Origin of the sequence: Mycobacterium sp. 1164966.3 (genome assembly GCF_001665395.1) — a bacterium.
In the GTDB taxonomy this organism is placed as follows: domain Bacteria; phylum Actinomycetota; class Actinomycetes; order Mycobacteriales; family Mycobacteriaceae; genus Mycobacterium.
The window spans coordinates 149,372-166,758 of the sequence record NZ_LZSG01000062.1; the positions used below are offsets into that span (position 1 = coordinate 149,372).

Annotated in this window: 19 protein-coding genes; 15 read left to right on the forward strand and 4 right to left on the reverse strand. The window is 66.2% G+C overall.

Annotated elements, in window-relative coordinates; genetic code table 11:
• Positions 1-5 precede the first annotated feature (5 nt).
• From A9W99_RS21880 to A9W99_RS21890, 3 genes are read left to right on the forward strand one after another with little or no spacing between them, the layout of a single operon-like run.
• On the forward strand, positions 6-1,163 hold the full coding sequence (locus A9W99_RS21880; protein ID WP_067383722.1) for an acyl-CoA dehydrogenase family protein: 1,158 nt from the start codon (positions 6-8) through the stop codon (positions 1,161-1,163).
• Complete coding sequence (locus tag A9W99_RS21885; RefSeq protein ID WP_067383135.1) at positions 1,160-2,095, forward strand: acyl-CoA dehydrogenase family protein; 936 nt, start codon at positions 1,160-1,162, stop codon at positions 2,093-2,095. Before A9W99_RS21880 ends, A9W99_RS21885 begins: the two co-directional genes overlap by 4 nt.
• A complete protein-coding gene (locus tag A9W99_RS21890) occupies positions 2,092-3,594 on the forward strand; it encodes a class I adenylate-forming enzyme family protein (RefSeq protein WP_067383138.1) in 1,503 nt (500 codons plus the stop codon). The genes A9W99_RS21885 and A9W99_RS21890 overlap by 4 nt, the downstream gene beginning before the upstream one ends.
• Positions 3,595-3,698: 104 nt before the next feature.
• Here the strand turns inward: A9W99_RS21890 and A9W99_RS21895 are convergent, their stop codons facing one another.
• Both A9W99_RS21895 and eccA read right to left on the reverse strand, forming a co-directional pair.
• Positions 3,699-5,219, reverse strand: a complete 1,521-nt coding sequence (locus tag A9W99_RS21895; protein ID WP_067383140.1) for an AAA family ATPase — start codon at positions 5,217-5,219, stop codon at positions 3,699-3,701.
• Complete coding sequence (eccA, locus tag A9W99_RS21900) at positions 5,219-7,054, reverse strand: type VII secretion AAA-ATPase EccA (protein ID WP_067383142.1); 1,836 nt, start codon at positions 7,052-7,054, stop codon at positions 5,219-5,221. Before eccA ends, A9W99_RS21895 begins: the two co-directional genes overlap by 1 nt.
• Positions 7,055-7,295: 241 nt before the next feature.
• Here eccA and A9W99_RS21905 point away from each other — a divergent pair, with 241 nt between their 5' ends.
• From A9W99_RS21905 to A9W99_RS21960, 12 genes are all read left to right on the forward strand, one after another.
• The gene (locus tag A9W99_RS21905) at positions 7,296-7,634 is read left to right on the forward strand and encodes a hypothetical protein (RefSeq protein WP_067383724.1); all 339 of its coding nucleotides are present in this window, start codon (positions 7,296-7,298) and stop codon (positions 7,632-7,634) included.
• Positions 7,631-8,017 carry a YbaB/EbfC family nucleoid-associated protein gene (locus A9W99_RS21910; protein ID WP_067383727.1) on the forward strand — a complete coding sequence of 129 codons (387 nt, stop codon included), beginning with the start codon at positions 7,631-7,633 and terminating at the stop codon, positions 8,015-8,017. The genes A9W99_RS21905 and A9W99_RS21910 overlap by 4 nt, the downstream gene beginning before the upstream one ends.
• A gap of 118 nt (positions 8,018-8,135) precedes the next feature.
• The gene (locus tag A9W99_RS21915; RefSeq protein WP_156623229.1) at positions 8,136-8,426 is read left to right on the forward strand and encodes a hypothetical protein; all 291 of its coding nucleotides are present in this window, start codon (positions 8,136-8,138) and stop codon (positions 8,424-8,426) included.
• Positions 8,427-8,437: 11 nt separating this feature from the next.
• Positions 8,438-9,826 carry a hypothetical protein gene (locus A9W99_RS21920; RefSeq protein ID WP_253870218.1) on the forward strand — a complete coding sequence of 463 codons (1,389 nt, stop codon included), beginning with the start codon at positions 8,438-8,440 and terminating at the stop codon, positions 9,824-9,826.
• A 10-nt stretch (positions 9,827-9,836) separates the two neighbouring features.
• Complete coding sequence (locus A9W99_RS21925; protein ID WP_067383148.1) at positions 9,837-10,127, forward strand: PE family protein; 291 nt, start codon at positions 9,837-9,839, stop codon at positions 10,125-10,127.
• A gap of 64 nt (positions 10,128-10,191) precedes the next feature.
• Positions 10,192-11,274 (forward strand): PPE domain-containing protein, encoded by a 1,083-nt coding sequence (locus tag A9W99_RS21930; protein ID WP_067383151.1) that lies wholly within the window; start codon positions 10,192-10,194, stop codon positions 11,272-11,274.
• The gene (locus A9W99_RS21935) at positions 11,271-12,089 is read left to right on the forward strand and encodes an ESX secretion-associated protein EspG (protein ID WP_067383154.1); all 819 of its coding nucleotides are present in this window, start codon (positions 11,271-11,273) and stop codon (positions 12,087-12,089) included. Before A9W99_RS21930 ends, A9W99_RS21935 begins: the two co-directional genes overlap by 4 nt.
• A 66-nt stretch (positions 12,090-12,155) precedes the next feature.
• A complete protein-coding gene (locus tag A9W99_RS21940) occupies positions 12,156-12,428 on the forward strand; it encodes a WXG100 family type VII secretion target (protein WP_067383157.1) in 273 nt (90 codons plus the stop codon).
• Positions 12,429-12,447: 19 nt separating this feature from the next.
• Positions 12,448-12,744, forward strand: coding sequence for a hypothetical protein (locus A9W99_RS21945; protein ID WP_067383161.1), 297 nt, complete (start codon positions 12,448-12,450; stop codon positions 12,742-12,744).
• Positions 12,745-12,866: 122 nt separating this feature from the next.
• Entirely contained in the window at positions 12,867-13,202 is a 336-nt protein-coding gene (locus A9W99_RS21950) for a hypothetical protein (RefSeq protein WP_067383164.1), read from the forward strand.
• A 35-nt stretch (positions 13,203-13,237) separates the two neighbouring features.
• A complete protein-coding gene (locus A9W99_RS21955) occupies positions 13,238-14,725 on the forward strand; it encodes a hypothetical protein (RefSeq protein ID WP_156623230.1) in 1,488 nt (495 codons plus the stop codon).
• A gap of 12 nt (positions 14,726-14,737) precedes the next feature.
• Complete coding sequence (locus A9W99_RS21960) at positions 14,738-15,511, forward strand: hypothetical protein (protein WP_067383170.1); 774 nt, start codon at positions 14,738-14,740, stop codon at positions 15,509-15,511.
• Between the two features lie 9 nt (positions 15,512-15,520).
• Here the strand turns inward: A9W99_RS21960 and A9W99_RS21965 are convergent, their stop codons facing one another.
• Together A9W99_RS21965 and A9W99_RS21970 are read right to left on the reverse strand one after the other, a co-directional pair.
• Positions 15,521-17,059: a hypothetical protein gene (locus tag A9W99_RS21965; RefSeq protein ID WP_156623231.1), complete on the reverse strand. Its 1,539-nt coding sequence runs from the start codon at positions 17,057-17,059 to the stop codon at positions 15,521-15,523.
• Between the two features lie 35 nt (positions 17,060-17,094).
• Positions 17,095-17,379, reverse strand: a complete 285-nt coding sequence (locus A9W99_RS21970; RefSeq protein WP_067383176.1) for a hypothetical protein — start codon at positions 17,377-17,379, stop codon at positions 17,095-17,097.
• Positions 17,380-17,387 lie beyond the last annotated feature (8 nt).

Consider the following 17,387-nt stretch of genomic DNA (forward strand, 5'->3'; position numbering starts at 1 on the left):
CGACGATGGATTACGAACTTGGCGACGACGCAGCCGATCTGCGAAAGCATCTGCGGCAGTTGATCGCCGACCACATCCCGGCCGACTTCCTGGGTGCCTGCACCGACGATCCGGACGACCTGGCCACCACCGAATCGTTTTGCAAGCTGCTGGCGGCCGAAGGACTGCTTGCCCTGGCCTGGCCGAAAGAGCATGGCGGCGGCGGCGGTTCGATCTGGCAGCAGACCGTGCTGCGCGAGGAGATGTGGGCCAACTACGAACCACGCGGACCGCAGTACATGGGCATCAACTGGGTGGGCCCGGCAATCATGCGTTACGGAACCGCTGAGCAGAAGGCCAAGCACCTGTCCGGCATCGCGTCCGGCGAAGTGATCTGGTGCCAAGGATTTTCCGAACCCGAAGCCGGAACTGATCTGGCGTCGTTGCGCACCCGCGCCGTCCCGGACGGGCCCGACGGAACGGGTTGGCGTATCACCGGCCAAAAGGTGTGGACGTCGTACGCCCGGATGGCCTCGTGGTGTGTGCTGGCCGCATGTACCCATCCGGATGCGCCGAAGTCGAAGCGGCTCAGCCTGTTTCTGATTCCGATGGATCGCCCCGGGTTCACCGTCCGGGGTATCCCGTCGATGCTGGGCCCGCACCACCTCAACGAGATGTTCCTGGATGGCGTGCAGGCATTCCCCGGCGATGTGCTGGGCGAGCCGGGCGACGGCTGGCGGGTGATGCGCGAGGCGCTGGCCTTCGAACGGGTCGGCATCGCACGCTACGCGCGATGCGAGTCGCTACTGCACCGGATGCAGGAGCTACTCGGTGCTGACTGGGACAAGCTGCCGGAAACCATTCGCGCCCGCTGGGTTCGGGCGCTGGTCGACCTGCGGGTAGCCAGGCTGATGGCCTATCGGGCGGTGTCGCTGCAGGACGACCCGGCGGCGGGGGCGGCGGCCAGTGCCGCCCGCATCGCCACCACCATCTGCGATCAGCAGGTCGCCGAGTTGCTGTTCGACGCGCTGGGGCCCACCGCGCTGGACAGCGGGGCCTCGGCCGCGCTGCACGGCGCGGTCGACGACCACTGGCGCTACGCGCAGGCGGCGACCGTGGCGTCGGGAACCATCGAGGTGCAGCGCATGCTGGTGGCGCGCGACGTGTTGGGAGAGCACCGGTGAAAACCGAACTGCCGCAAGATATCGCCGACTTCGACGCGGTCGCCGCCAAGCGGCTGGCGCGGTTGGGCGGCCCGCAAGCCGCGCTGCGTGCCGAGACCGATAACGGTGTTCGGCTCGCCGCACGCGAGGCCCTGAGCGAGCTGGGCGCGTTCGAACTCGACGTGCGGTCGGGGTCGGACGACCTGCTGGCCGCGGCCGTGCTGTGCCGTGCCGCCGGCGCGACCGCGCTGCCCTATCCGCTTGTCGAGGAGCTGTTGAGCGTTGACGGCGCTCGACTGGCTTTGGTGAATCCCGAGGCGCCACGCATCGATCACGGCGATCTGCCAGGTGACTGGGTGGCCGCCGACCTCGACGGCAACCGGTATCACCCGCAGCCGGGGTCGAGGACCACCGCCAAACTCGGGCCGTTCCTGGTGCCGGCGACCTTGAGCGGCCCCGTCGGCAGCGTGCCCGTCGCCGACGTTAACCTTCATCTGGTGCTGGGGTCATGGCGGATGTTGGGAGCGGTGCAGCGATCGCTGGACATCGCGACCGAACACGTGCGGGCGAGAGTTCAGTTCGGTAAGCCGCTGGCGGATTTCCAGGCCGTCAGGTTCGCAGTGGCGGATGCTTCCGTGGCGGTGCGCGGGCTTTACGAACTCGCCAAATACACCGTCAGCCGACCGGATTCGACGGCGGAGCAAGTTCGTACGGCCGACGCTCTGGTGCTTCGCCTCAAGGCGGCCGACACCGCGCGGCAGGTCCTGCGCACCGCTCATCAATTGCTGGGTGCGCTCGGATTCTGCGACGAGTCCGACGTCAGCGTGCTCGACCGGCACACCCAACCGCTGATCCGGTTGCCGCTGAGCGCCGAGGCACTCAGCATGCGCCTGATACCCGACGTCCGCGACGGGTATCTGGAGACGCTGTTCAGTGGGCCGGTAGCGGTATGAGCACTCACTCGGTAGCGGCCTCGGTGACGTCCAATCCGCTAGAAGACGGCATCCCCTTCGGCGCCAAACTGCAGGAGCTCGCCGAGCAGCAGGGCGACAAGCCGGCGGTCACCGTCGTCGCGCTGAATGGCCACGCCCAGGAGCTGACGTTCGGCGAACTCGACGCCCGCGCCAATCAGTGGGGACGAGCGTTGGCCGCCCGCGGCGCCGAAACGGGTTCGCTTGTCGCCATTGCGATCCCGAACTCGGTGCACCTGGTGCTGGCGACCCTGGGGTGCTGGAAGATCGGCGCGGTGCCGATTCCCATGCACTGGGACCTGCCGCAGTGGGAACGCGACCGGGTGCGCGCGGTTATCGATCCCGCCGTGATGGTCGACGACCAGAGCCGATGGGAACTGGATGCGCTGGCGGCCGCGGAGCCCGAAACCGCTTTGCCCACAGCCATTTCCCCGACCGCCAATGGGATTTGCAGCAGCGGTTCCACTGGCGTCCCCAAAGTGATTCTCAACCTGGCGCCGTCATTGTGGATACCGCAGCAGGGCGAGCCCTTCCTGTCGAACTGGACGCCGGTGCCCAAGCCGCAGACGATCATGGTGCCCGCGCCGATGTATCACACCAACGGCTTCGCCACCTTCCTCATGCTGTTGGGTGGCGACCACCTCGTGATACTCGAAAAGTTCGACGCCGCACTGTTTGTGGACACGATCGAGCGCTACCGGATCACCAACTTCACGGCCACGCCGACGATGCTGGCACGCGTGGCCGCCCTGCCCGACATCCGGCGACGCGACCTGTCCAGCATCGTCTTCATCCTGCAGGGCGCGGCCGTGATGCCGCCGTCGTTGCTGCGCACCTGGTTCGAGCTGCTCAGTCCCGAACAGATCGTGACAGCCTACGGCATGACCGAGAATCTCGGGCTCACCGCACTGCGCGGCGACGAGTGGCTGACCCATCCGGGCAGCGTCGGTCGCGGCTTCCGGGACACCGAAGTCCGGATCCTGGACGCCGACAAGAACCCGCTGGGCCCTGGCCAGGACGGCGACGTGTACCTGCGCGCGCCAATGAGCGCCGGATACCGCTATCTGGGTGGGGCGCCGCCGCTGCCGTCGACCGAGGACGGGTTCCGTTCCGCCGGCGACATCGGCCACCTGGACGAAGACGGCTTCCTCTACATCACCGACCGACGAGCCGACATGATCATCACCGGTGGCGCGAATGTCTTTCCGGCAGAAGTGGAATCCGCGTTGTCCGGGCATCCCGATATCGCCGACGTCGTCGTCATCGGGCTCTCCGATCCACGGTGGGGCCGGCGGGTCCACGCGGTGGTGCAGGCTGTCGGCTCTTTGGGCTCGCTGACCGAGCAACAGGTGATCGAGTACGCCAAGGGCCGGCTCGCGCCGTATAAAGTTCCGAAGACGGTCGAATTCGTCGACAAGATTCCGCGTACCGCCGCGACCAAGGTCAATCGCTCGGCGATGATCGCAGCGCGGGAAGGCTGAGTCTCAGCTGTCCCGCCGCGGCGACCATTAGTGGAGTTCGAAATCTAGTATCACCCGCGATATCGAATTCGTGAGTCGTGTATGCCTCTGCTGAATTCGGAGATTTAGCCGCGCGAGGTACGTTCTGCACGTTTGGTATTCGCGAATCCGTCCGCGATCGACGCGGCCAGCTCCAGGAATGCCTGGCGGGTTCGGCCGGCCATCAGATCCAACACGATCTCCGACCCCTGGGCCAGATGGTCGTCGAACGGGATGACGTGAACCGCGCGGATGCGGCTCATGAACTGCGCGGCCAGCCTGTCGAGATCCACCGACGATTTCCCGGGTCGGGAGGCGCTGATCACGACGGTCGCGTTGGGCACCAGATGCCCGCGTCCGTGATGTTCCAGCCAGTCCAGCGTCGCCAGCGCGCTGCGGGCCGCATCGATGGCGGGCGAGGCAACCAGGACGATGGCGTCGGCCTCGTCCAGCACGCTTTCCATCGCCGAGTGCACCAGCCCGGTGCCGCAATCGGTGAGGATCAGGTTGTAGAACCGCTGCAGCAGCCGGATCACCACCCGGTAGTCGGCGTCGGAGAACGCCTCCGAGGTCGCCGGATCGCGCTCAGAGGCCAGAATCTCCAGCCGGCTCGTGCTCTGCGAGGTGTGCCTGCGGATGTCGGAGTAACGAAAGATGTTGTCGTCCAACAGCAGATCCCGCACGGTGGACCGGCTTTGATCGGGCCCCCGCTGAGCCAAGGTGCCGAAGTCGGGGTTGGCGTCGACCGCGATGACACGATCGCCGCGCACAGCCGCGAAAGTCGAGCCCAAACCGACGGTCGTGGTGGTCTTGCCGACGCCGCCCTTCATCGACAACACGGCGATGCTGTAGTCGCCGCGCACCGGCTGCGTTACCCGCGCCACCAAACGCTGGCGGGTGTTTTCCTCTTCGGATTCCCTCGGGTTGATGCCGGTGAAACGGTGTACGACTTTGCGCCAACCGCTCTGTGGGAGCGGCCGGGCGCGGCGCACCAGGCCGAGGTCGGTATGCGACGGCATGCGCGGGTCTTGGCCGCCGGGTTGCCGAGGTGGAGTGCTCGGCCTGGCAGTCGTGAACGGTGTGGCGACCGGCGGGGAGGCGTGCGGTTGCAACCTGGGGTCCGGCCGTGGCGGAGGCGGCGCCGGCCGCGCCGGCGGCGGAGGCGGCGCCGGCCGCGCCGGCGGTGGAGGCGGCGGCGGTTCCGGCCGCACCGGCGGCTGCGGCGGCAACTGCACGACGGCCGTGCCTTCATACATCGGCCCCGCAGACACGGGCGCCGGCTCGTCGGCAACCGGGGCGTCGGGCGCCGGATCTGCGTCGCGCGGCGGTAGAGGTTGCGGGACCTCCATGACGCGCGTGGCCTCGGACATCGGGCCCTGAGTCACCGGCTCGGACGCCGCGGCGTCGGCAACCGGAGCGTCGTCGGCACCCGGAGCGTCGTCGGCAACCGGCGTCACCTCGTCGACCGGTGCCACCTCGTCGGCGACGGATTCCTGGTCCTCCTGCGCAAGCTTGGCCTGAATCTGCGCCACCGGGATCGGGATGGTGTCCGCTTCGGTGCTCGGCTTGAAAGCAGATGCGGTCTTGGGGGCGTCGGAAGGGCTCACTATCGGGTTCTCGAGGTCAGCTGGCGGGTGGACATGCCGAGCACGTTTTCCAGTGCGGCGCGCATGTCGCCGATTTCGATGCGCATCAACTCGGTTTCGTCGAGGTCCTCGACGCTGATGTCCTGTCGTTCGCTCAGCCGATACTCCCGCTCCTCTTCGGCCGTCTCGATCACGTTGCGGACAAACCGTCCGTTGCCGACCAGGTCGATATCGCGGCGCAACTGACCGGAGTCGTCGACCGACTCGCTGTCGTACAGGAGCTGACAAGCAGCCACCAGTTCGTCGTACGCCTCCTCGGACAGCTCGGAGTCCCGCGTCTTGGCGATCAGCCGGCCGATGTCGCCCAGTTCCGTCGGGCTATACGAGGCGAATCGGATCCGTTTGGTGAACCGGGAAGCCATGCCTTCGTTGGCCGCCAGGAAGCGGTCAATTTCGGCGTCGTACCCGGCGATGATCACCACCAGCCGCTCCCGGTCGTTCTCCATCCGGGCCAGCAGGGTGTCAACCGCCTCACGGCCGAACGCGTCGCCACCGGCCAGGCCGGACTGGATCAGCGTGTAGGCCTCGTCGATGAACAACACTCCGTCCATGGCCGAGTCGATCAGAGCCGACGTCTTGATCGCCGTGCTACCCAGGTGTTCCCCCACGAAATCACTGCGCTTGGCCTCGATCACCGCAGGTGTCTTCAAGAGGCCCAGACCGCAATAGACCTGGGCGACGACGCGGGCGATGGTGGTCTTTCCGGTTCCGGGCGGGCCGGTGAAGGCCAGGTGCAGGCTGCGTGCGGCCGCGTTGAGCCCCTTGCCTTCGCGGACCCTGGCCAGTCGGGCGGCTGACCTCAGCTTCGCCACCTGCAGCTTCACGTCGCTCAAACCGATCTGACGGTCCAGCTCCGCCTGGGCCGCACGCAGGTACTCATTGCTGCGTTCGTTCATGCCCTCGGCCTCGATGTCACGCGCGCTGCGGGCAGTGCTGGGATCCCACCTGTCGGTGCGGGAATCGATGTCTTCCTTGGTGCTGATGATGAGGCGGTATTTCGGATCGTGCAGCGCCGCCGCATTGGCTTCGAATCCGGGCTCTTCGCTGTAGATCCGCTCGAAGATGACCCGCGCCTCGGGTTCCTTGCCCATCTCGCGCAGCGTCAGGCCTTTGCAGAATTCCGCGGCCCGGCTCGCGGCCGGGATCGGACCGTCGATCGCCTGGTCGAGCCGGCGGATACCCTCGCCGAACAATCCCATCTGCGCGCACGCCGAGCCCACCATCAGGTGCGCGCCGGCCGCTATGTACTCGTCACTGAAAGACGCCGAATTGGCAAGGGCGGCAAGTACATCCGGCCAGCGCTGGGTGGTGAAGTGCAGCACCGCCCGGACGTACGCGCAGATCTCCGTCGACTCGGCGTCGCCGTCGGGCATCGACCGGCGCATGGTGTCCAGCTCGTCGAGCACCCGCTCGGCCTCGTCGTAGTCCTTGCCTGCGATCACGCTGGCCACGTATGCCAACCAGACCTCGGTGAGGGTGCTCAGCGTGTAGTCCAGGTACAGCCCGGTCTGGAATCGGCCGGAAAGCGCGTGCCGCGGCAGCCCGAGCCGACGTTGCTCGCGGTTGAGGTTCTCCTTGCTGGTCCGCCACAGGTTGTAGATCACCTCGCTGCTGACATCCCCGGCAGCGGCGCGTCCCAGCCAGGCGTCACTCATCTGCGGGTCGTGCTCGGTGGCGCGTTTGAATGCCAGTGCGGCGTACTGCACGTCGCGGTCGGTCTCCAGCCCGTCGATGGGGATTCCCAGGGACAGCACACCGGCATCGAAGACCCGCTGCGCGTCCCTGGTGCCACTCATCTACTCGCTGTCCTTACCTGCTCATGCCCTCACCGGTGCTGCCGGCGACAGTCGGTCCGCACACATGAAACGGCCGCCGGGTGCGGCCGACGGACGTCGCAGTCGTCCCGCGTAGCGGCACTAACGTCCTTTTCCCACGTCTCAGCGGTAGAAAGTATTGTACCGATCTGACGAGTTTCATTGCGTCGCCAAATCCGGGCCGGAATGCCGGCTGGATCGGCGACGCGCGGAGGTGACGCGGGTGCCAGGACAACAGCAAAAGCTTCCCGTCCGGTCCCGGACCGGGACCATCGCCGTCGTCACCACCGAGCGTGGATTGCCGACGGCGCTCAAGATCGACCGCAGTGAACTCGGCAGGCCGCCGCAGGAGTTGGCCGGCGAGATCCTGGCGCTGTGTCAGTTGTCCGCGCTGCGTGCCCAGGTGGCCTATCGCCGTGAACTGGTGGAGAAGGGCTACACCGCGTCGGTGATCCGCGAGCTCGGCCTGCCCACCGAGGATGACCTGGCCCGCGCCGAGCAGGAGCTGTTCGGCGAAGACGAGGACGACGAGCCTCCGGCGACGTGGATGAGGTCGGTATGACCAGCCTCGCGCAGTCCGTGATCGCCCGGGCCCTCAAGCAACGCGACCTGCTGCAGTCGATGACCGAGCAGTCGAAAACCATCACGGCCAGGGTGACCAGCCGCGATCGCGCGGTCAGCGCCGAGGTCGACGGGCTAGGCCAGCTGACCGGTTTGTGGCTGGGACCGCCCGCAACCCGCCTCGATCCCGACGCCCTGGCCACACTGATCGTCGATACGGCGCAGGCCGCGGCCCGGGTGGCGGCAGAACGCTACAGCTTCTTGTTGAAGGAGTTCACCGAACGCATGGCGGAGCTGCAGAAGGCTCCGCTGGTCCGCTCGGACGGCACGATCGTCGAGCCGGAGTATCGCCGCGAGTGCGCCGAAGAACGCGCCCGCGGATGAATCGCGGCGGTTGCGGAAGTCTGGTTAAACTCGTGCAGTTTATTGCTGGGGGGCGCGCTTACGGTTGAACCACCAGCACTAGCTGCGGGTCAGTGGAAAACCTGGGGGAAGAGCAACAATGACTTTCGCAATGCAGCCCGAGTTCATGCACGCGTTCAACGGCGCCCAAACGGGCGCGCACGCCCTGATCACCGGCTCATACAGTGGGCTCACCAGCGGCCAGCTGGCCGGGTGGTCGATGACCTATGGGCCACTCGCGGTGACGAACATGATCCCGACTTTGTATGAGACGGCCGCCAGCAACTTCACGAGCGCGATGGAAACCGCGGTCAAGCACTTGGAACTCGGAGTGGCGTCCACGGTCGTGGAAGGCGCCCACGAGGCAGTCGACACCATCACCGAAGTCTAGGACCTCGCGCGATGGGCTCCCTGGAATCCGCTCCGGACGCAGGGCTACCCGGTCATGCCGGGACGACACCTCCGGATTTCGATCATCTGCCGGTCGTCAACCAGCTGGAAAACAACCTGCAAGCCTGGCTGAACCGTCCGGTGCAGGACATCCTCGACCAGTTCAACCTCGGCCAGCTTCCCACCGGCGGCCCCGACTATTCCGGGCTTTCGGGCGAGGGCATACCCGCGAACCTAACCGGCGCACCGGGTGCGGGCGGTATGGGCACCAACTTCACCGGCGGGCTGCTCAGGCCCATCACCGACATGCTCGGCACGCTGGGGCCCGGCATTTTCCAGGGCCTGAACCCGACCCAAATGTTCGGCGGCGTATCGCAGGCTTTCCAAAGTGCAGCCGGTGGGCTTCAGCAAGCGCTGAGCCAGATGGCCGGCGGCATGGGTGGCCAGGGCTGGGCGGGTGCCGGCGCAGGCGCCGCCGCCGCGAGGACCGGCGAGACCCTGGCCAATGGCGCCGCCGTCGCCGGGCAGGGCACCGCGCTGGCGGGTCACTACACCGCAGCGGCCGCGAACGTCGAGCAGGGTCACGCCCGATTGATCGAGATCCTCACGCAGTGTCAGCACGAGCTCGAGGCCCTTTCCGCCGGGCTGCCCTGGACCGCGCCCAACATGGTCGAGTCGGCGTCCCGGGCCACCGCCCTGGCCACCGAATGCATCACCGAACTGGAGAGCACGCTGACCACCCAGGCCGCGGCGACCAGCGCCACCGGCGCCCCGCTCGCGATCGCCCAGGGACCCGAGATGGCAATGGGGATGGTCGGCCCGATGCTGTCGGTGGGGATGAGCATGATCGGGCCCGCGCTATCCATGGGCGCAATGCCGCTGACCATGGGCGTCCAGGCAGGCACTCAGGCCCTGCAGGCCGGCCTGCAAGCCGGCACCGGCCTGATCTCCAGCGTCGGCCAAGCGCCAGGCACGGGCGCCACGTCACCGGCTGCGGCGCTTGGTCATCCGGCCCGGATGGTGAGTGCGACACATCCCACCGGCGGCGGACACGCCGGCGGTGGCGGTGGGCCGGTCGCGACCACCCCGGCCCGGACGACGCCGTCCTCGCCGATGGTGCAAAACGAGAACAACGCCGCCACCTTGGGACGATCGGTCGTCGCACGGCCGGCCGTTGGCGGTGCCGGGATGAGCGGCGCGGGCATGATGGCTCCCGGCGCCGGCTACGGCGCTCACGGCGGGAAAGCGGGTGCGAGCGGAAGCCATACGTCCGCATCGTTCCTGCACACGACGGACCAGGGCGGCGAGATCGTCGGAGACCTCGGCAACGCCAGCCCACCGGTCATCGGCGAAACCGCTTCCGATCCCGACGACAGCCCCGATATCAAACTTCAGATTTAGGAGTCCTCACATGACCGACAACAACCGCCTGTCAATCCGTCCCGACGAGGTCACCGAGGTCACCCGGCAACTCGACGAACTCGCCAACCGCATGCAGCGCGTGGTGCAGACCGAGACGTCCAACCTCGCCGCCATCGCGTCAGGTCGCGACGAAGTCTCCCAACGCGTCGCCCACACCCTCAACGAGGTGCTCGGCTCGTTCACCAAGGCCTCCGACCAGGGTTCCAACGAGATGCATGAGGTATCCGCAACGCTGCGCTCGCACGCGGGGCGGATCGCCGAAGCGGACCTCGCGGACTGACCAGCCCGTCGCTCCTGGCGACCGGGGCATCGAAGAACAAGACATCGAAAGGGGGGGCCAAGGCATGGGATTCACCAATGTCGTGTGGGAATCGCGCAGCACTGAACAGCTGGCGCGCGACCTGACCGAAGGCCCCGGACCCTCCTCGGTCGGTGAAGCCGGCGCGGCGTGGATTCGCGTCGCGAACGAGTTCGCAAAGATCTCGGCCGACTACGACCGAATCATCGAAAGCATCCGGAGCTCGTGGGAGAGCAACGCTTCTGAAGCTGTCGTCCGCAAACTCGAAACATTCGGAAAGTGGCTACAGGCCGCTAGTTTGAGTGCCGCAGCAAATGGACGGCGGGCCGAGGAAGCCGCCGTCGCCAATACCGTCGCCATCCTGTCGATGCCGAGCGTCGCGGAAGCCGTCGAAGCCAAGGCGGCCCAGGACATGATGGCGTCCCTGTCGGCCTACAACGGTGCCGTCCTGCAGGGCAGCTTCGCCGAGTTCGACGAGGCGGCCTCGGCCCAACAGGCCGACGCCGCGGCGGTGATGAGCCGCTACGAGGACGCCGTCACCGAACTGGCCCAACCCTGGGACCAGCCACTGCCCCCGCAGGTCGTCAACGGCGCCGCCCTCAAAGCCGAGAAGGACGGGAAGTCCGGCGGCGGTTCGCACGGCGGCGGGGGCGGCGCCGGCGGCGCGGCGCCCCGACAGTTGTCGCCCATGATGGCCACGCCCGTCAAGGGCAGCGCCGACGCGAAACCGCTGAAGAAGACCAGCTTTTCGAGCAATGGGTCCGGCAACGGCGGGATGGGCCGCGGGGGCGCGGGCTACGCGCCGATGGCCGGGCACCGGCGTGACGAGGGCGGCCGGTCGTACGAGTCGTTCCGGGAGGCGGAACTGCTGGAAGGCGGCGGCGAACCGGGCGCGAGCCTGTCGGACGGCGACCACTCCTGGTTGCCGGCGGCCCAGCAAAGCGATGCGCCATTCACCGTCTCCCACGTCAGCTGGGGTCCCAACACCGCGATCTTCGATCAGCTCGCCGCGCCCGAACCACAGCCCGTGGAGGGCTTCGCCGAGGAGCCGGAGCGGACGTTGCAGCAGGTCTCCGATCGATGGGTCTCCCCAGCGGTCATCGGCGCCGATCAGGAGCTGGCCATATGACGACCGCCATGCTCCCCGGTTTCACCCTGTCCGACGACGAGCTACAGGTCATCGGGTCGCGGATAGGTGTCCAGGGCTTTCCGACCGTCCTGGGCGTGCGGCCCCGGCACGAAACCGTCGACGCACTCGACGCGGCATTCGACGCGGCAACCCGCAGTCTCGTTGCGCGAGGCCTGATCACTGACGGGGCGATCGAGCCGGATTTGTTGCCGATTCTGCGGGCACTGCGCCGGCCAGAGCGGGAGCTGGCGGTGCGTCTCGTCACGCCCGACGGCATCGCGCGGATATGTGTCGTCCGGTGCGGCGGATGCGGCGTGGTGGCGCGACGTGTCGGCAACCAGATCGTGCTGCGGGCAGCGGACGGTTCCTTGGACCTCGGGTGGGCCGCCCAAGCGCTGGTCGGTGAGTTGCCCCGGGCCGAGGCAGCGCAGATATCTCCGGCCGGCGCACCGACGGAAATGGTGAGCCGGAATCTGATCGGCACCCACGACCCGGCTCAGCTGGCCGATCGCGTGCGGGCCCTGGGAGCCGAACCGCGGGCCGCGATGGTGCTGGGTTCGGCGCTCGCGTCGCGGGTGGCGTTCGCCGAAATCGTCTACTACGCCCTGTGCAGCGATCAGGACCGCATCTCGCGCCGGCCGGCCGCGGTAGGGGTGTTCTACACCAAACGGGGCCGCATTGTCGGGGCGCCAACTGCCTCACCGAGCGGACAACTGTGGACCACCCTGAAGCCCGGTTCCGACCACGCGATCGGGCAGGCAATCAATCAACTTGTCGAATTGTCGCCGGACCGGTGGGAGGCGACATTGGCATAGCACGGTATCCGACAGAAATAAGACCACCGTGTCCGGCAAGCACGGACACACGACAAAGGAGAAACAATGGCAGCAGGGCAATTTGAACTCACTGAAGATGCCGATCCTCATGTCAAGAACATCAACGATCATCTGCAGACCACAGATCGGCTGCTCGCCAAGATGGAAGACGAAGTCGACCAAATGGTGCAGTTGAATTGGCACGGTCAGCAAGCGCAGTCATTCCACGCCCGGATGGCCGAGCACCTCGACCACATGCGCCAGATCCAAGCGCAGACCGATCGCCTCGCGCAAAGCTCCATGCAATTCATTCAGGCCCACCGGAACGTCGACGGCTAGAAAGTCAGGTACAAAACTCATGACCTACGGCATCAAATACAATTTCGAAGCCAACTACAGCACGCTGGATGCGATCAGGAGCATCACTGCGGACGCCGAACAGATGCGGACCGAGATCGACGGCCTTTTCAACGCCCTGACGTCGGGTCCCTACACCGGGCACGCGCCCGAAGAGATCAACGGCCTTCGGGTCAGGTTCTCGCAAGAGATGGACGAGATCATCCAGGATCTGCATGCCACCCAGGTTCGGGCCGTCGACCAGAACCAGCTGGTGCAGGACCTCGATAACAGCCAGGCAGCAAACATCCTCGGTTGATGTCGATCGACCAGGCTGAGGCCCGGGCTCGCCAGAGTCGGTGAGTCCGGGCTCTTCAGTCTCGCGACGTCGGCGAATACGCCCCGAAGTTCGAGCACGAGAAATGACCTGCAAGGAACGATATGACGAACGATGCGCTCGACCAGATCACGAGCTACATGCGGCAACACCAGGCGAACCCGGAGAATCTCCAGTTTTCCGAGGGGAAGCAAGCAGAGTATGTCGGACAGATCAATAGCCTCGCGGTAGTTTTGCGCGACAGCCTGGCGAAGATTCACGGCGTGGACGGGTGGCCAGTCGGACTTTTCACATCCGCGATTCAGACCAAGGCGAATCTGAGCGCCGATATCAAGGACGTCGAGGGCCTCATCAACGGCTACCTCGGGTTCCTTTCCGCTTTTGCGGACGCGGTGCAGGCCGCCGGCCACCATATTCAGGCGGCGGACCAGCCCCGTTAACGACTTCCGACGAGTCAGGACTAAAGGAGGGGCCGTTGTCACCCGACCCACCTCAACCGGGCGACCCGGGCTACGTCGACATCGCAGGACTGGTACTACCCCCGGCGCCGCCCGCCGCTGGGCCGTTTCCGGCGACCCCGCCGGGCTCCGTGCCATTCGAGCCGCCCCCACTTTTCGCGCCGCAGCCCGGAGGTCCGCCTCTTCCATTTCCGTTCAACCAGGGAAACGGTTTCGGAGGCACCCGGCTGCCCGAGCTGGACCACCCGCAATCGTTGAATGGCACGGAGTTGCGAACTCAAAAGCGCCAACCCGTGTCCGGCGAATGGGTCAATTCTTATGCGACGGCCCTGGCCGCGATGAAACCCGCCGCCGAAAATCTAGACGGACACGCACACGATTGGGACGACATACACAACAGCATCGCCAATGCCCGGCAGGAATTCTTCAACTGGCTTGACCAAAGTCTGAAATCGGACGCCCCCGACAACTGGCGGGGCGCAACCGCCACGGCGATCGTGAACAAGGCGAAGGAATCCCTCGGCAAGCTCGACGAACTCGCCCTTGCCGCACACTCCATGGGCATCATGATGGAGGCTTTCGGCCACACCATCACCGCAACCCGAAGCATGATCCTCGCGCAAGAAAAGACATACAACGAGCACGTGTTGAATCGCGCAGAAGGCGATACTCCCGGAACTCAAAAAGATACAGAGAACCTGCTCAACCTTTACGCACAAGATGTGATCAGGACGCTTTACAATCCGTCGATCGAAAGCATCAATCAAAAGCATCCCGACATCGGCACGTCGCATCCGACGGTAGGAGTTCCGGGCGCGGGGCCACCTGGCCTCGGCGTCCCCCGCGGTGCGGGCGGACCCGGGGGGCCTGGCGGGATGAAAAACGGCGGCTTGGGCGCTCCGGAAATACCCTCCCCCAACGGGCTGGCGGGTCCGGGTGACCCCGATGCGGGAGCGAACGGCCGAGGTATGCCGTCGATGCCCGCGGTTTCACCGCAGGGCGCCGGCGACGCCGCCAACGGCGCCGGCAACACGGCCGGTCAGGGTGCCAACGCCGCCAACCAGGCGCTGAACCAAGCATCGAAGGGCGGGCAGCAGCATCCGGCGGGACTACCCGGAGGTATGGCGACGCCGATCGCCAACCGCCTCAATCGGGTGGCCAAGGCCGGGGGCTCGGGCGGCGCTCGAGGCGGCGGCGGAGCAGCAACGCGCGGGCCGTCGCTGGGCAAGCCGGCTGCCCAGTTGACACCGGTGACCAAAACCGCGGCCGCCGCGGCGGTGCCGGCGTCCCGCGCGGGCATCAGCGGAGGCAGTGGAGCCCCTGTCGCGGGTGCACCCGCCGCAGGCCATCAGGGCGGCAAAGCCGGCAGGGAGCACCGGGCCGGCAAGGCGCTGCGTCACACCAAGCATGGCCAGGACGTCATCGGCGAAGCCGACGCCGTCGTCCCGGTCGTAGGCGGCGGACCACAAGAGACCGCCGCGGCCAACCCGGGATCTCCCGCTTAGTCTGCGACAACCGTGAACCGCGTGGTCGGCCTGAGCCGGGTCGGAAATATCGAGCTGTTGGATTTGAAGATCATCAGCGAGTATTACGGCCGGGCCTTCATGCCGTACCCATTTATGCAGATGCGGACTGACCCATTCGCGAACTATGACGAGTACGACGCTTATGCAAGATCGGTCCCCGATCGCTACAACCACGGGGACTTACGCGTATTCAAGAAGTGGTTCTCATCCTACCTAGATGCTGATCTGCGGGTTGAATGTAGCATGCAATATGCCGACTCGAATTCAGCGGGTCTGCGAATGGTCGCCCACCGGTTGGACCAATCGGGCTTTCTGGCGATACAAAAACCCGACGACGTGGTCGAGGTGTTGACTCTGTCACCCTATGACTTGGGAGCGGCAATTGCGGGGACAGTCGAGTTGAGCGGGCCGGGCAAGCATCCGGCGATCGTGATTCCTGAATACCGGCAACGACACAGCGCCCAGCCCACCGACGAACTTGTCAGCGTCCGGAAATCGCCGGCCGCACCGGCCGAGGTCAGCGTGCGTAGCGCCGACGTGACGGTGCTCGCCAGGGTGCAAAGCGACTGGCAACCGGCGCGGGACTGGGGTTTCAACCGGAGCAAGAACGCCGTCGTGTGGGTGCGCCTGAACGACGACGGCGAATACCTTTACGTTCCGGACTTCAGCTGCGCAAAGCCTATGGCCGCAAGGGAATTGAGCGACCGGATCGATCAGCTCATTGCCGAAGATGTGCAGGTGTTGCGGGAGCTCCGGGGCCGATGACACCAGGACTCAGTCCGGCGGTCGCAGCGACACGATGTCGCCGTTGGCGGTACCACCGCCCAGCAGCCCGTTGCCGACCTTCCAGATGACCATGTGGTCAGGGGCTTCGCGTTCCGATGGAATCTCCCACAGGGTCTGGCAGGTCGACGAGTCGATGGCGACGTATCTGGTGAGGTCGTGGTAGACGATGACGTTGCCGTCGGAGGCGACATAGCTGACGCCGAGCTGCATCTTGCAATTGGGTCCCGGGTTACCCGTGAGCAGATCCCATTGCTGCCAGCTTTCGTCCGCGCCTGTCAGGCCGGTTTTGACGTACAGTTTGGTGCCGATGGTTCTGAATTCGGAAGACATCGATTGGCTCGGTATTCGGGCCAAAAGTTTGCCCGCAGCCGTAAATACCAAAAACGCGGGGTTCGACGTCGGATTGGCCACGAAGATCGGCAGCGCCGAATTACTCATCGGGGAGGCGAAGCCTACTTCCTGGCGCGCCACCTCTTTCCCCAGCGTGTCGTAGAATACGACGCCCTGGGACGCACCTTGCTGGTAGTTATAGGCAAAGCCGCCGTTGTACACCGCGGCCTTGTCAATGGTCATGCCTGCCGGCGGATTCGGGGTTAAATCCTTGCCGTCCACCGCCGAGAACACGCGATACATCGGACCGGTCCGGTCGGAGCCTCGCGACTGCAGCGCAAGAGTCATCGGCGGGATGTCGTCGATCTGCAGGTGATTCGGGGTGACAGCCAGTCCGGCGCCGGGCAGAAACCACGTCAGCTCCGCATGCGATCCGACACCGTAGATGCCTTTGTCCCTGATCGCGGCGACCACCCGGGTCTGGCCCTGGTGGTTGCCGACTTCCGCGATCGCCGGCTCGTGGCCGGCGTGGCCTTGCGGATACAGCTGGGTCGGGCCGGTGAAGGTCACCGCGCCGCGAGCGAGATCGATCACCCATGCCAATTGCGGCCGGTCTTTGTAGAATCCGCCGGTGACGCATACCGCGACCGACGGCCCATTGCCGTAGCAGTCGGACTGGCCTCCGTAGAAGCCGGTCATCGCCACCGGCGCGAAAAGCCTGCCGCCGGTGCGGGTGTCCAGCCCGTATACCCAGCCCATCGGACGCGAACAGGCGTCGTCATCGCAGTGCGTGGTCACGAAATAGGCCTTCTCGCCGCTGGTGGCGAACAAGCTTCCCGTGGCCACGCGGGGCGGCAGGCCGATCTCGCGGGCGTTGACGTGCCATCCGGGTACCGGCCGTCGGCTGAGCGGGAAGGGCACCAACAACTCCTTCGGGGTGCCCGTCGGCAGTGCCGCGGGATGGGCGGTGTCAGCGTCGTGCGCCCTGCCGCCGCGATGCTCCGACCACGGCCGGGTCCAGACCGCGACCACGACACCAGCAGTCAAGGTGAGCACTGCGACGACGGACGCCGCGATCCGCCATCGTCGACGACGGCGAGGAGGCGCCGGGACGCTGTGCGGCGCTCCTCCGGCGGGTTGTTCGCCGGCCGACTCCACCCAGCGGAACCCGTCCGGGGGCAACTGCGAACTCGTCACGCGCGCTCCTCACCTGCTCTCAGTCGACCGCCGTTTCACGGCACCGGCGCGGCGCCGATATCGCACACCCGCAATTCACCGTTGAGGACCCGGAGGGTGAACATCACGCCCGTGTGCAGGAAGTGCGTGTTCAGCGTCCAGACCGGGCGGTTACACGCGAACGCTCCGGTGGCCGCCACCACCGGCTGCGATGACGGCTCGAACTCGCCGTGTAGCTGCTGCCAGCTCGGCGGCGCCTCGGTCAACAGCAGCGTGACCGCGTCCTCGAAAAGGTCCCGATCACCGACCTGACCCCCGTCGCCGTCCGCCGTGAGGCCCAAGATTAAAG

Excerpts from the sequence above, each read along its gene's own strand:
- A9W99_RS21880 (WP_067383722.1), top strand. The coding sequence starts at position 6 with ATGGATTACGAACTTGGCGACGACGCAGCCGATCTGCGAAAGCATCTG.
- A9W99_RS21890 (WP_067383138.1), top strand. The coding sequence starts at position 2,092 with ATGAGCACTCACTCGGTAGCGGCCTCGGTGACGTCCAATCCGCTAGAA.
- eccA (WP_067383142.1), bottom strand. The coding sequence starts at position 7,054 with ATGAGTGGCACCAGGGACGCGCAGCGGGTCTTCGATGCCGGTGTGCTG.
- A9W99_RS21910 (WP_067383727.1), top strand. The coding sequence starts at position 7,631 with ATGACCAGCCTCGCGCAGTCCGTGATCGCCCGGGCCCTCAAGCAACGC.
- A9W99_RS21915 (WP_156623229.1), top strand. The coding sequence starts at position 8,136 with ATGACTTTCGCAATGCAGCCCGAGTTCATGCACGCGTTCAACGGCGCC.
- A9W99_RS21920 (WP_253870218.1), top strand. The coding sequence starts at position 8,438 with ATGGGCTCCCTGGAATCCGCTCCGGACGCAGGGCTACCCGGTCATGCC.
- A9W99_RS21925 (WP_067383148.1), top strand. The coding sequence starts at position 9,837 with ATGACCGACAACAACCGCCTGTCAATCCGTCCCGACGAGGTCACCGAG.
- A9W99_RS21930 (WP_067383151.1), top strand. The coding sequence starts at position 10,192 with ATGGGATTCACCAATGTCGTGTGGGAATCGCGCAGCACTGAACAGCTG.
- A9W99_RS21935 (WP_067383154.1), top strand. The coding sequence starts at position 11,271 with ATGACGACCGCCATGCTCCCCGGTTTCACCCTGTCCGACGACGAGCTA.
- A9W99_RS21940 (WP_067383157.1), top strand. The coding sequence starts at position 12,156 with ATGGCAGCAGGGCAATTTGAACTCACTGAAGATGCCGATCCTCATGTC.
- A9W99_RS21945 (WP_067383161.1), top strand. The coding sequence starts at position 12,448 with ATGACCTACGGCATCAAATACAATTTCGAAGCCAACTACAGCACGCTG.
- A9W99_RS21950 (WP_067383164.1), top strand. The coding sequence starts at position 12,867 with ATGACGAACGATGCGCTCGACCAGATCACGAGCTACATGCGGCAACAC.